The following is a 13,470-nucleotide window of genomic DNA, read 5'->3' on the forward strand; positions in this document are numbered from 1 at the left end:
AGAACGAGAAGGTGGTCCCATCACATACATGAGCGATCGACACGTACTCCGCCCGGGGGTGGGCAAATTCGCGGTGCGCGAATTTGCCCAGCTGCTCCGCTGGCCCATGGTTGAAGACATCCCACGAAACGGGGATGAGGGCGTCGATGGCCTGACCGAATGGGAACTACCGGACGAAACTTCTTTCTTCTGCTGCGAAGATGCCGACTTCGGAATTCCCTACATTGCCTTCACGGGTCTGCACCGGCATGCGGTGGCTCCTTTCGTGGCACAGGCAGACGCCGCCCTGAATCCGTGGAAGCTTGAGGAACTCTTCAAGAAGTACGACGAGGCACAAGATGGGCAGGAAATCGCGGAGGCCACCCTGCTCATCGGAATCGCCGCACCCAACGACTTCCATGATGGCGTCTTCACAAGAATCAGCGCGTCCTTGGAGAGCGACAATGAGAATGTGCGGTGGATCGGGGTGTGGTCCACGACATACACAGGATATGAAGATTTCCTACCGGGAATTCAGCGGATGCGCGCATCAGATCCGGTCGACTGGGTGAGAAAACGAGCCGAAACCGTACTGGCGGCCTTTGCCGAAGTGGATGGTGAGCAGTGACCTGCTACCCCGACATCCCCAAACCCATCCGCTCCGGAATAGTCCTCGTAGACCCCGAACGCGGCACCCCCCAACGCATCATCATCCTCCAGTTCAACCCCGACACCCTGGAGCGCTCCCTCTCCCCCCAATCCGCCGGCGACCAAGCCGACAGCGGTGGAGGCGGCAGTGGAAGCGGGGACAAGAACGAGGCGCTGCGCCTCAAGGGCCCAGCGCAGGAGACGTGGAAGTTCACCGCGGAGATAGACGCGACCGATCAGTTCGAGGTGGCCGCGCCAGACGGGATACACCCGCAGCTCGCGACGCTCGAAATGCTTGTGCAGCCGACCACGGCCAAGTTGCGGGAGGCCATGCGGCTGTCCAAGAAGGGGACCATCGAGATCAGCCCGATCGAGATGCCGCTGACCCTCTTCACCTGGGGGAGTAAGCGGGTCATGCCGGTCCGCATCACCGAGCTGTCCATCAACGAATCGGCGTTCGACGTCAATCTCAACCCCATCCGCGCATCCCTCAGCATCGGGCTGAAGGTGCTCACCGTCAGCGATCTGCCCGCCGGCCACCGGGGCGCCGAGCTCTATCTCGCGCATCTCGCGCAGAAGGAGCGGCTCGCGGCGGCCGCGCGTGGTGGGGCGCTCAGCGCGCTGGGGCTGAACAGTGGGGACATCGGGCTGGGGAGGGTGTAGAAGCAGATGGCCGGGTCACAGCCGCAGCCTTACGAGAGCGCGCTCGACGCGATTCCGGGGGCGCACCCCTACCCCCGCTCCAGCCGCTACCACGACGCCGAGGTCGGGATCCACACCCAACCCGACGGCACGCCCGTCCGGTACGTCAAGCGGCGGCTGTTGCCGCCAATCGGCGCAAACCCCGAGGAGACGGAGACACACACCGTCAGCAGCGGCGAGCGCCCCGACCACCTCGGGCAGCGCTATTTCGGCGACCCCGCCGCCTGGTGGCGGATCGCCGACGCCAACCCCGTCCTCGACCCCCGCGAGCTGACCGCCGAGCCGGGCGAGGAGATAGAGATCCCGAGCGGGTTCCCGGGCGGAGGCGGTGGGCGCCGTGGCTGATGAGCCCGTCGGGCAGGGGCCCATCCACCTCGAATTACGGATGGGGCCCAAGCTCACCCGGCCCGTGCCCCCCGAGGTCACCGCGGCGCTGCTGTCCGCGCAGATCACCAGCACCGCCGGTGAACGCAGCGGTTTCCAGATGGCGTTCGACCTCACCAAAAGGGGCGCGATCATCGATCGGCTGCTCCCCGAGGGGTTCTTCGACCCCCGCACCCGCGTCATCGTCACGGCCGCGGTCAAGGGCACGCCGATCGTCCTCCTCGACGGGCTCATCGTGCGCCATGAGGTCGGGGCCAGCAATCAGCCCGGGCAGACCACCCTCACCGTCACCGGCGAGGACCTCACCCTCCTCATGGACCTCGAGGAGCGGACCGACCGCTATCCCAACCTCCCGCCCTTCAAGCGCGTCGGCCGGATCCTCTCGAAGTACACCGATTACGGGATCGAGGCGGACGTCATCGAGGAGAAGATCCTCCAACCGCCCAACGCACAGCGCCGCGTGGACTACCAATCCGGCACCGACCTCCAGTACGTCACCGATCTCGCCCAGGCGAACGGCTATGTCTTCCACCTCATCCCGGGGCCCGTGGCCGGGGTCTCCACCGCCTACTGGGGGCCCGAGAAGCGGATCGGCACAGCTCAGCACGCCCTCACGGTCAACATGGACGTGAACTCCACGGTCGACCAGCTGACGTTCGCCTATGACGGGACCGCCCGCGAGGAGCCCCAGGCCCGCTGGCAGGACCCCACCACCCGTACGTCCACCCTCCTGGCCCAGCCCGACATCAGCCCCCTCCGGCCGCCCCTCGGCAAGCGGGCCACCCCGGCCCTCAAGCGCAAGACGCTCTCCGGCACGGCCAAGATGGACCGGGCGCAGGCCGAGGCGGAGGCCCTGGCGAGGGCCGCCACCACCGCCGACGCCATCTCCGGTTCCGGCTCGCTCGACGTCAACCGGCACGGGTACATCCTCCAGCCACGCCAGCTCGTCGGCGTCCGGGGCGCCGGGGTCACCTACGACGGGGAGTACTACGTCAAGACCGTCACCCATCATCTCCGGCCCGGTTCTTTCCAGCAGAACTTCACCCTCACCCGCGAAGGGCTCATCGCCCGGAACGGCACCGTTCGGCCCTAAGGATCAGGAGCCCCTATGGCGGCCACGCCCAACAACCGCTTCCTCGGCAAGTTCCGGGGCCGGGTGCGGGACAACCAGGACCCGCTCGGGATAGGCCGGATCACCGTCGAGGTGCCCGATGTCCTCGGCGATGAGCCGTCGACCTGGGCCATGCCCTGCTTCCCCTTCACCGGGGATCAGCAGCGGCCCGCCGGGCAGTACGTCGTGCCGTCCGCCGGGGCCGGGGTGTGGGTGGAGTTCGAGCAGGGGGACCCCAGCTTCCCCATCTGGACGGGGTGCTGGTTCGGGGCCAGGGAGCAGCTCCCGGAGGACGCGCGGACCGATCCGGCGACCGCGCACCCCGTGGTGATCCAGACGCCGGGGAAGCACAAGATCGTGATGTCCGACGTTCCGGCCGAGGGCATTCTGCTGCAGGCGCCGGGTGGCGCGTCCATACGGATCGACGCGACCGGAGTGCACATCGACAACGGCCAGGGGGCCTCCGTTTCCCTGGTCGGAGATCAAGTCGACCTGAATCAGGGCCGGTTGACCGTGCCCAAGAAGCGATAGTCAGCAGCGAACGGGGAGGGACAAGGGACGTGTCCGGGAATTCCGGGAACCTCGTCAGCCATACCGCCGTGATCAGTTGCCCGCACGGCGGACGCGTACGGGCGGCATCCGTTCCGTCGTCCGGTGTGCGGCTCGACGGGCAGCCCGTGCCGACCGCCGACGACGTCTTCACGGTCGTCGGCTGCCCGCACACCGTCGACCGCGTCCCGCTGCCGTGCACCACCGTCCGGTGGACTCCGGACCGCGGCGCGGTGCTGATCGACGGCGTGCCCGTCCTGCTCGACGCCTCCTCGGCACAGTGCTTCAGCGCGGGGCTCGTGCCGCAGGGGCCACCCGTCGTCTCCGCCGCGCGGCAAGGAGTCATGTGCGGATGAGGACACGGACCGGCAGGACACACACCGTACGGACCGATATCGCCTTCCCGTTCCGGATCGACCGGCGCGGGCGCACCGCACACGCCGACCACGACGACCACATACGCGATCTCATCGAGCAGTTGCTCTTCACCAGCCCCGGCGAACGCGTGATGCGGCCCGACTTCGGCTGCGGGCTGCTCGACCTCGTCTTCACGCCCAACAGCCCCGAACTGGCCTCCGCCGTCGAGCTGTCCGTCCAGGCGTCGCTGCAGCGTTGGCTCGGCGAGCTGATCGAGGTGGAGTCCCTGGACGTGGTCAGCGAGGAGAACGTCGTACGCGTCCATCTGCGGTATGTGGTGCGCGCCACCGCAGGCCTGCGCGATGAGGTGTTCGAGGGGAGGGGTGCCGCGTGAGTCACCCCTCCACCGCGTCGCGGCGCGATCGCATCAGGGCCGCTCACCTCAATGGCGTGGACGCCGTCGAGGTCGGCGACGACGGCATCACCCTCGCCGTCACCTTCCTCGGCAAGGCCCCGCACGGTCTGTGCCCGGAGAACGTACGGGTCGACGGCGGCCGCCGGATCACCGGCATCGAGGTCATGGAGATCTCCGTCGAGCGCGAGGAGGACCCCGAACTCGACGACAAGCTGTACGTCACCGTGGACCGGGCCGGGGACACCTCCGCCTACCGGCTCTCCGTCGTGGACACCGATCCCTACGGGCGGCCCGGCACCGAGCCGTTCCCCGGCTTCGACCAGCGGTACTTCTCCGCCGAGTTCACCTTCCGGCCCGACTGCCCCACCCCCTTCGACTGCGCGGAACGGCAAGAGGAGCGGGACGAGCGCGACCTCCCCGCCACCTTCCGGCCCGGGCACGCTCCCGCCCCCGTCATCGACTACACCGCCCGCGACTACGACACCCTCCGCCAGGTCGTCCTGGACCGGCTCCGCCTCACCACCCCCGACTGGGTCGAGCGCGGCGCCGCCGACCTCGGCATCACCCTGGTCGAGCTGCTCGCCCACACCGCCGACCAGATCGGCTACCAGCAGGACGCGGTGGCCACCGAGGCCTATCTCGACACCGCCCGCCGCCGGGTGTCCGTGCGCCGCCACGTACGGCTCATCGACTATCCGATGCACGACGGCTGCAACACCCGCGCCTTCGTCACCGTCGAGACGGTCGAGCCGCTGACGCTGGAGCCGGGGGAGTACCGCTTCGCCGCCGTGGACATCCGTACGCTCGGCCCGCTGGACCGGCCGGACATCGGGGCCGTGCTGGACGACCGGGAGCTGGCCGTGCTCGATGAGCGCGGATCGGTGGAGGTGTTCGAGCCCGTCGTCACCGACCGCCCCCTTCATCTGCGGCCGGAACACCACCGCATCCGTCTGTGGACCTGGGGCGGCGAGGTGTGCTCGCTGCCCGTGGGCGCCACCTCCGCGACGCTGCGCGACGCGTGGGCCGACGAGGAGTGCCGGGCCCGCGCGCTCGATCTGCGCCCCGGCGATCTGCTGCTCTTCGAGGAGGTGCGGGGGCCGCGCTCCGGGACGCCCGGCGACGCCGACCCGTCGCACCGGCAGGCCGTGCGCCTGAGCTCCGTCACCCCCGCCGTCGACCGGCTCGCCGAGCAGCCGGTGCTGGAGGTGACCTGGGCGCGGGAGGACGCGCTGTCCTTCCCGCTGTGCCTGGCCACCCGGGGCGGCCAGGACTGCGCACCCGTCGAGGACGTCAGCGTGGCGCGCGGGAATGTGGTGCTGGTCGACCACGGCCGCTCGCTGACCCATCGCTGCGGCACACCGGAGACCCTCACCGTGCCGCCCGTCCCCGCCGTCGCCGGGTCCTGTGATCCCCCCGCCTTCGGCTGCTTCGACAAGGACGCCGGGAACGCGCCCGCCCGGCTCGTCGACTCCCTGCTGGACCGGGCCCGCCACGGGCGGCAACTGACCCCCGACGACGTACGGGAGCTGTTCACCACCGTCGGCCCGGAGGCCACCGGCCGGGCCGGGATCGGTCTGGAGCCGGCCGGGCGGCGGCGCGAGAAGGTCGTGCCGGGCACCGCGTACGCCCAGGCCGAGGCGTTGCGGACGCTTCTCGCCCAGTCCGTCTACCCCGGGATCGTGCCGCGCTTCCGGCCCGTACTGCACCAGTCCCCCGTCACCCAGGCCGTGCCCTTCCCCGATCCGCGCCATATCGCGGCCGGGCAGGCCGAGCATCTGGCCGCCATCCCGGGGCGGGTGCGGCAGCGGCTGACGGAGCTGTGGCGCGGCGCCCGCGACCGCGACGGGCTCTCGGACGAGGAGATCGCCGAGCTGACCGTCCTGTTCGGACTGCGCGTCCTGGAGCGCCTCGAACTCGCCCGCCACCCCGTCCGCGCGCTGCGCGAGCTGCTGCACCGCTGCGACCGGCTGCTCGACGCCAAGCTGGGGCGCCTGGCCGCACTGACCGCCAGAGCACGGGCGGGCACCGTCCTGGACGGGCGCATCGCCTGGGAGATCGCGCACAGTTGGGGCCGGGCGTACGCCGCCGGGCTGCGCCCGGAGGATCCGGTGCTGCACGGTCCGGCCGCCGCTCTCGTCCAGGACCCACGGGCCGCGCTCCCCGCCGTCAGCGTCGAGGACGGCGACGAGACCTGGACACCGCGCCGCGATCTGCTCACCTCCCGCCCCCGGGACCGCCACTTCGTCGGTGAGCTGGAGGACGACGGCCGCATCGCGCTGCGCTTCGGCGACGGCCGGTACGGCGCCGTGCCGAGGCCCGGGGCGCGTCTCGCGGTCCACTACCGGACCGGCGGCGGCACGGCGGGCAACGTCGGCCCCGAGGCCATCAACCACCTGGTGCTGTGCCGGGATCCGGACGCGGCGGACACCGGACAGCCCCTGCCCGTGGCCGGGGTGCGCAATCCGCTGCCCGCCGTCGGCGGCACCGGGCCCGAGCCGGTCGAACAGGTCCGCCGGCTCGCCCCGCTCGATCTGAGGCGCACCCGGCACCGGGCCATCACCGCCGAGGACTACGCGGCGCTCGCCTCCGAACTGCCCGGGGTGCGGCGCGCGGCGGCGGAGATCCGCTGGACCGGCAGTGTGCGGGAGGCCCATATCGCCATTGACGCGTACGGGACCGGGGCACCGCCCCCCGCCCTCCTCGACGCGGTCGCACACGCCCTGGAGGGCTACCGCCGGATCGGACACGACCTGGTGGTCGGTCCGGCCCGCGCCGTGCCACTGGACATCGCGATCGAGGTGTGCGCCGCGCCCGGACACCAGCACGGGCAGATCCTCGCCGAGCTGTACCGGGCGCTGGGCGGCCGCCGGTTCTCCGGCGGGCGGCTCGGCTTCTTCCACCCCGACGCGCTGACCTTCGGCGAACCGGTGCGGCTCAGCCGCCTGGTGGCCGTCGCGGCGGCGGTGCCGGGGGTGCTGAGCGTTGCGGTCACCCGGCTGCGACGGCTGTGGCACGAGGGGCTGGAGGGGCCGAAGGAGCCCGATGACGGCACCTCGTACGAGACGTCACACGGCGAGGCGCCGACGGAGGGCATCCTGCGCATCGGCCCCCTGGAGATCGCCCAATGCGACAACGACCCCGACCGGCCCGAGAACGGCCACCTGGTCATCGAGCTGAAGGGGGCCCGATGAGCGACCACCCCGACCACGTCAACTCCGGCGACAGCGGCTGCGGTTGCGGTTGCGGAGGCCACGACGAGCGCCGGGCCGCCCCCGGCACCCCGCACAACCCGCCCGGCCGCACCGCCCTGGACTATCGCGTCGGCGACTACGGCGCGTTCCTGGCCGCCATGCTCGACCGGCTCGCCTCGCCCGCCTACCCCGCGCTGCGCGGCCTGACCGTACGCACCCCGGACGACCCGGCCATCGGGCTGCTGGACGCCTGGGCGGTCCTGGGCGACCTGCTGACCTTCCACTCCGAGCGGATCGCCGACGAGGGCTATCTGCGCACCGCCCACGACCCCCGCTCGCTCGCCCTCCTGGGGCGGCTGGTGGGGCATGTGCCACGGCCGGGCGTGGCCGCCGACACCCATCTCGCGTACACCCTGGACCGGGATCCGCGCGCCGAGGACGTCGTGGTGACCATTCCGCGCGGGGCCATCAGCCACAGCGTCCCGGCGGCCTCCGACGAGGAGTCGCAGACTTACCAGACGAGCGAGGACCTGACGGCCCGGTGGGCGTGGAACGAACTGGCGGTGCGCCGCCGCCGGCCCGCCCTGATCGGCCCCGACGACCTGCGGCGCCGCTCGGAACTGCTGGTGTCCGGGACCTCGCTCGGGCTGACCGTGGGCGACCAGTTGCTCTTCGTCTTCGGCGGGACGGCGGAGTCCGGGGGCGGCGGCCGACACTTGCTGCTGCCGGTGGCGCGGGTGAGCGTCGACCGCGACGAGGACGTGACGGCGATCGGGCTGCCACAGTCCGCCCCGCCGTCCCTCAAGGAGTTGGTGGACGAGGTACGCCGGTGGATCACCGACCCGGAGGCGGACGAGGACCCGGACGACCGGGGGGACGCCGAACCCACGCCGGACCACCCCGATCCGCGTCCCGTCAGCCGGCTGATCGAGGACTTCGACGCGCAGGTCCTGGCGCCGCTGCGGGGCGACCTGGACGGAATCACCACGTCCGGGCAGCTCGCCCGGCGGCTCGCCGAACCGCATGACCGGCTGGCGGAGGCGCAGGTGCTGGCCGCCCCGTACGAGGAGGTCGCCGCCTGGTTCGAGCGGCTGGAGGCGGTGATCGGCGAACTGCGGGAGCGGGCGGGAGAGTTGGACGCCGCCGGGTCCGGCGAGGTGCGGCTGCGGTCCCAGCTCGCCGAGGACCGGCCCCCCGCGGCCGACAGCGCCACCGAAACCGACGGCCCCGCCGCCGGGGCCCACGGCTCCGCCACCGGGCCCGCCCACGGCACCGCCGCCGTGCGCGCGCTCGGCGCCGTCCTGCCCGCCCTGCGCACCCGCGTCGTACGGCCCCCGTCCGGCGCCCGCGCCACTGCGGCGCACGATCCGCGGCGGCTCTTCGGGCCGGGTTCCGACCTGGCCGCCGGGCTGCTGTCGGCCCTCGATCCGAGGGTGCGGAGCGGGATGTACACGGCGTGGCGCCGCGCCGCCCCGGCCGCCACCACCCCGCCGGGTACCGTCCCGCTGCTGCGCGAGCTGCTGGCGATGCGGGTGACGGCCGCGCCCTTCGGAGCGATGGCGCCGCTCAAGCCGGTGCAGGACGACCGGGGCCGGGTCATCCGGCAGACCGACTGGCCGCTGACCGGCGGTGAGCTGACCGCCGTACGGATCGTGTACGACACGGCGGTCAAGGCGCCGGTGAAGGCGGAGTTCCAGCACATCGAGACCGGGACGTCATGGCAGCGCAGCGAGAACCTGCCGCAGACCGCCGAGTTCGAGCTCGGCCCCGGGAAAGTCCAGCTGTCCACCCGCGTCGGCCAGGACCACGACCTGGGCTGGCTCCGGGGCCGCCCCACCGATTCGCAGGAGCCCGGTGTCACCGCCACCCTGCTGCCCGGACTGCCCGCGCTCACCCTGTTCGTGTCCCGGCCCGCCGAGGACGGGCGGGTGCACGTGGTCGTGGACAACGGGGACACCAAGCAGTGGATGCTCAGCCGTGGCGAACCACCGAAACAGATCGGCTACGGCGCCTATGAACTGACGCTGCGCTTCACCCCCGGCAGTGAGCCCCCGGCCGTCGAGATCGGCATCGCCACCGTGCCCGAGCCCACCAACCGCTATGTGCTGCCGCTGGATTCGGTGCAGAACTCCATCACGGTGGGCAGCTGGGTGGCCATCGAGCGCCCCCGCAAGGGGTCCGGTGAGCCGGACGGCGTCCCGGGCGACAAGAAGCTCGCCTCCGTCACCACCCGCGTCGTCACCGTGCGCACCGCCGCGTACACCAACTACGGCATCACCGGCCGCGGCACCCAGCTGACCCTCGCCGACCCATGGCTCGACGAGCACGATGTGCTGCTCTCCGCGATCCGCGACACCACCGTGTACGCGGGCGGTGAACCGCTGCGCCCGGCGGACGAGCCGCTGGGCGAGGATGTGCACGGCAACGAGATCGAGCTCGCCGAGCTGTACGACGGGCTGCGGCCCGGCCGCCGGATCATCGTCTCCGGCGAGCGCACCGACATCCCGGGTCCGGGCGGGCCGGGCGGCCCGCCCGGGGTCCGGGGCACGGAGCTCGCGGTGATCGCCGCCGTGGACCAGCGCGTCGACCCCGACCTGCCCGGCGACCATGTGCACACCACGCTCACCCTCACCGCCGATCTGGCCTATCGCTACCGCCGCGAGACGGTCCGCGTCCAGGGCAATGTCGTGCCCGCCACGCACGGCGAGAGCCGGGACGAGCCCATCGGCAGCGGCGACCCGGCCGTGGCCGGCCAGACCTTCACGCTGTGGCAGTCGCCGCTGACCTGGCTCCCCGCGGACAACCCCCTGGGCGCCGTCCCCGCCCTCGAGATCCGCGTCGACGGGCTGCTGTGGCACCGGGTGGACAGCCTCGCCGGACGCGGGCCGCGCGAGCGCGTCTACGTCACCGGGACCACCGCCGACGGACGGACCACGGTGACCTTCGGCGACGGGGTGCACGGGGCCCGGCTGCCCCGCGGCCACGAGAACGTACGGGCCCGCTACCGCTTCGGCACCGGCGAGGCCGCCAACGTGCCCGCGGACCGGATCACCCAGGCCCTCACCCGGCCCCTCGGTGTCACCGCCGTCACCAATCCGCAGCCCGCCACCGGGGGCGCGGACGGCGACGGTCCGGGCCTGACCCGCCGTACCATCCCGCTCGCGGTCTCCGCGCTCGACCGGCTGGTCTCCCTCCAGGACTACGAGGACTTCGCCCGGTCCCGCGCGGGCATCGGCCGGGCCGCCGCCCGCGAACTCTTCGACGGGCGGCGCAGGGTGCTCCATGTGACCGTGGCCGGGGTGGACGACGCGCCGATCGGCGCCGACGCGGAGGTGCTGCGCGCCCTGCGCACCTCGCTGACCGCCTACGGGGACACCCGGCTGCCGGTCCGGGTGGACGTGCGGGAGCTGGTGCTGCTGGTGCTGGTGGCACGGGTGAAGGTGGCGCCGGACCACTCCTGGGAGCTGGTCGAACCCCGGCTGCGCCAGGCCCTGCTGCGCGAACTGGGCTATCCGGGGCGCGAGTTGGGGCAACCGGCCGCGCTCTCCGAGGTGCTGGCCACCGCCCAGTCGGTGCCCGGTGTCGACTACGTGGACGTGGACGCCTTCACCGGAGTCCCGGCCGCCAGCACCCCGGGGGAACTGGCCGACCTGGCCGCCCGGCTCACCGAGCCCGGCGCGGTGGTCCCCGCCCGGCCCGCCGAGTACGCCGAGGACACCTACCGGGTCACCGCAACGGACGGCGAGACACTCACCGGCATCGCCGGACGCCACGGCATCCCGCTCGCCGAACTGCTGCGCCTCAACCCCGACATCACCGACACCCGCCGCCTCGCCGAGGGCCGCTCGGTGTCCGTCTTCCGCGGCATCCGCCCGGCGCGGCTCGCGATGTTCTCACCCGATGTCCCGGACACGCTGATCCTCACGGAGGTCACCTCATGAGCAGGGAGCCGGACGGGCTCGCCGAGCTGCTTCCGCAGTGGCACCGCCTCAGGGACGCCGAGGCGGGCGAGCCCCTGCGCGCCCTGCTCGCCGTGATCGCCGAGCAGGTCGATCGGGTACGCGAGGGGGTGGAGCACCAGTACGACGACTGGTTCGTGGAGACCGCCACCGCATGGGTGCTGCCGTACCTCGGCGATCTGGTGGGCTACCGCCCGCTGCCCGGTTACGAGCGGGTGCCGGCCACCGGACTGCGCGACGGCGGGCCGCCGGACGCGTCCCTGGCGCGGCTGGCCGAGGCGCTGGCGCCACGCCGGGACGTGGCCGCCACCGTGGCCTACCGGCGGCGCAAGGGCACGCTCGCGCTGCTGGAGGAGCTCTCCGCGTCGGTGGCCGGATGGCCAGCCCGCGCCGTCGAGCTCTCCCGGCTCACCGCGCACCACCAGCCGGTCAAGCTCTACGGCGGGACCGGCGGCGCTGCGGCGGACCTGCGCAGACTCTCCCGGGGCCGGCTGGCCGATCTGCGGGACGGGGCGGCGCTGGACCTGGCGGGCGGGCCGTTCGGCACGGTGGCGCGCTCGGTGGACGTACGGCGCGCGGGCTCCCGGCGCGGACAGGGCGGCCACACCCCGGCCGGGGTCGGGCTGTTCGTATGGCGGCTGAAGCCGTACCACGTGACCAGGGCGCCCGCGTACTGCGTCGACCGGGCCCGCAACCTCTACACCTTCTCGATCCTCGGCAATGACACGCCGCTGGTGACCCGGCCCGAACCCGAGCCGTCCGCCACGAGTATCGCCGCCATCGACAACGTGCCCGCGTACCTCCGCCGACGGCAGCTCGCCGGCCATCTCCTCGACACTTACGGACCGGGCAAGAGCCTCACCATCTGGCGGGACGGCCACGACGAGCCCGTGCCGCCGTCGGACATCGTGGTGGCCGATCTGACGGACTGGCGCTACCGCGCCAAGCGCGGCCAGGTGGTCATCGACCCCGAACTCGGCCGGATCGCCTTCGGCTCGCGCACCGCGCCCCGCCACGGCGTCTGGGTCACCTACCACTACGCGTCCCCCGACGACATGGGCGGCGGGGAGTACGACCGGGACGACCGCGAGACCTCCCCGGCCGCCGAGGTCTACCGGGTCGGGCCGGGGTGCCCGTACCAGCGGATCATGGACGCGTACCGGCAGTGGCGGCATGACCGGCGGGGCGGGCGATGCGGCCCCGAGGGCATCATCGAGATCACCCACAGCGGTGCCTACCAGGAGCAGCTGGACTTCGACCTGGACCCGGGCGACCGGCTCGAACTGCGCGCCGCCGAGGGCACCCGGCCGGTGATCCGGCTGCTGGACTGGTACAGCAACCGCCCCGACGCGCTCAACATCCGGGCGCGGGAGGAGCACGGGAACACCGGTGGCGAGGCGCCGCGCATCGTGCTGGACGGGCTGCTGATCGCGGGGCGCGGCCTCAACGTCACCGGGCCGGTCGGCGCCGTGGTGCTGCGCCACTGCACCCTCGTCCCGGGCTGGTCCCTGGAGCCGGAGTGCGAGCCGCGCTCGCCCGACGAGCCCAGCCTGGTCCTGGAGCGCACCACCGCCTGCGTCCAGATCGAGCGCAGCGTCCTCGGCACCATCGAGGTGATCGGCGAGGAGGTGCACACCGACCCGCTCGCCCTCCATATCCGCGACTCCATCCTGGACGCCACCGGACACGACCGCCCGGCGCTGTCCGCCCCGGACTGCCGCCACGCCCACGCCGTACTGCACGCCCACCGCACCACCGTCATCGGCGAAGTGCACACCCACGCCGTGCGGATCGGCGAGAACAGCCTCTTCACCGGGCGGATGCACGTGGCCCGGCGCGGTGTCGGATGTCTGCGGTTCAGCTATGTGCCGCCGGGCTCGCGCACCCCGCGCCGCCACCGCTGCCAGCCGGATCTGGTGGGGGCCGAGGAGGCGTCGCGGGTGCGGCCGCTGTTCGGCGGCGAGCGCTACGGCACTCCGGTGTACGGGCGGTTGGCGGCCGGTTGCGCGGAGGAGATCCGCCGGGGCGCCGAGGACGGCGCCGAGATGGGCGCGTTCCACGACCTGTACCAGCCGCAGCGCGAGGACAGCCTGCGGGCGCGGCTCGCGGAGTACGCGCCGGCGGGCACGGACGCGGGAGTCATCGCCGTGACGTGAGCCGATGTGACACCGACAC

10 protein-coding genes are annotated in these 13,470 nt (G+C 72.5%); all 10 read left to right on the plus strand.

Annotated elements, in window-relative coordinates; genetic code table 11:
- The first annotated feature begins 28 nt into the window (after window positions 1–28).
- The 10 genes from LIV37_RS45420 to LIV37_RS45465 are packed head-to-tail and all read left to right on the plus strand — an operon-like array spanning window position 29 to window position 13,451.
- Complete coding sequence (locus LIV37_RS45420; protein WP_121826603.1) at window positions 29–607, plus strand: hypothetical protein; 579 nt, start codon at window positions 29–31, stop codon at window positions 605–607.
- Window positions 604–1,290, plus strand: coding sequence for a hypothetical protein (locus LIV37_RS45425; RefSeq protein WP_020873812.1), 687 nt, complete (start codon window positions 604–606; stop codon window positions 1,288–1,290). The genes LIV37_RS45420 and LIV37_RS45425 overlap by 4 nt, the downstream gene beginning before the upstream one ends.
- 6 nt (window positions 1,291–1,296) lie before the next feature.
- Complete coding sequence (locus tag LIV37_RS45430; RefSeq protein ID WP_020873813.1) at window positions 1,297–1,674, plus strand: LysM peptidoglycan-binding domain-containing protein; 378 nt, start codon at window positions 1,297–1,299, stop codon at window positions 1,672–1,674.
- Entirely contained in the window at window positions 1,667–2,806 is a 1,140-nt protein-coding gene (locus LIV37_RS45435; protein ID WP_121826758.1) for a hypothetical protein, read from the plus strand. The genes LIV37_RS45430 and LIV37_RS45435 overlap by 8 nt, the downstream gene beginning before the upstream one ends.
- A 15-nt stretch (window positions 2,807–2,821) precedes the next feature.
- Entirely contained in the window at window positions 2,822–3,355 is a 534-nt protein-coding gene (locus tag LIV37_RS45440) for a phage baseplate assembly protein V (protein WP_020873815.1), read from the plus strand.
- 29 nt (window positions 3,356–3,384) lie between these two features.
- Window positions 3,385–3,729, plus strand: a complete 345-nt coding sequence (locus tag LIV37_RS45445) for a hypothetical protein (protein ID WP_121826602.1) — start codon at window positions 3,385–3,387, stop codon at window positions 3,727–3,729.
- Window positions 3,726–4,124 carry a GPW/gp25 family protein gene (locus tag LIV37_RS45450; RefSeq protein ID WP_020873817.1) on the plus strand — a complete coding sequence of 133 codons (399 nt, stop codon included), beginning with the start codon at window positions 3,726–3,728 and terminating at the stop codon, window positions 4,122–4,124. The genes LIV37_RS45445 and LIV37_RS45450 overlap by 4 nt, the downstream gene beginning before the upstream one ends.
- On the plus strand, window positions 4,121–7,336 hold the full coding sequence (locus LIV37_RS45455; RefSeq protein ID WP_020873818.1) for a putative baseplate assembly protein: 3,216 nt from the start codon (window positions 4,121–4,123) through the stop codon (window positions 7,334–7,336). The genes LIV37_RS45450 and LIV37_RS45455 overlap by 4 nt, the downstream gene beginning before the upstream one ends.
- Complete coding sequence (locus LIV37_RS45460) at window positions 7,333–11,277, plus strand: putative baseplate assembly protein (RefSeq protein ID WP_020873819.1); 3,945 nt, start codon at window positions 7,333–7,335, stop codon at window positions 11,275–11,277. Before LIV37_RS45455 ends, LIV37_RS45460 begins: the two co-directional genes overlap by 4 nt.
- A complete protein-coding gene (locus LIV37_RS45465; protein ID WP_020873820.1) occupies window positions 11,274–13,451 on the plus strand; it encodes a hypothetical protein in 2,178 nt (725 codons plus the stop codon). Before LIV37_RS45460 ends, LIV37_RS45465 begins: the two co-directional genes overlap by 4 nt.
- Window positions 13,452–13,470: the final 19 nt, after the last annotated feature.

Origin of the sequence: Streptomyces rapamycinicus NRRL 5491 (assembly GCF_024298965.1) — a bacterium.
In the GTDB taxonomy this organism is placed as follows: domain Bacteria; phylum Actinomycetota; class Actinomycetes; order Streptomycetales; family Streptomycetaceae; genus Streptomyces; species Streptomyces rapamycinicus.

What these genes read in the sequence shown, in the direction of transcription:
- LIV37_RS45430 (WP_020873813.1), top strand. Translation starts at nt 1,297, where the DNA reads ATGGCCGGGTCACAGCCGCAGCCTTACGAGAGCGCGCTCGACGCGATT.
- LIV37_RS45465 (WP_020873820.1), top strand. Translation starts at nt 11,274, where the DNA reads ATGAGCAGGGAGCCGGACGGGCTCGCCGAGCTGCTTCCGCAGTGGCAC.
- LIV37_RS45440 (WP_020873815.1), top strand. Translation starts at nt 2,822, where the DNA reads ATGGCGGCCACGCCCAACAACCGCTTCCTCGGCAAGTTCCGGGGCCGG.
- LIV37_RS45420 (WP_121826603.1), top strand. Translation starts at nt 29, where the DNA reads ATGAGCGATCGACACGTACTCCGCCCGGGGGTGGGCAAATTCGCGGTG.
- LIV37_RS45460 (WP_020873819.1), top strand. Translation starts at nt 7,333, where the DNA reads ATGAGCGACCACCCCGACCACGTCAACTCCGGCGACAGCGGCTGCGGT.
- LIV37_RS45450 (WP_020873817.1), top strand. Translation starts at nt 3,726, where the DNA reads ATGAGGACACGGACCGGCAGGACACACACCGTACGGACCGATATCGCC.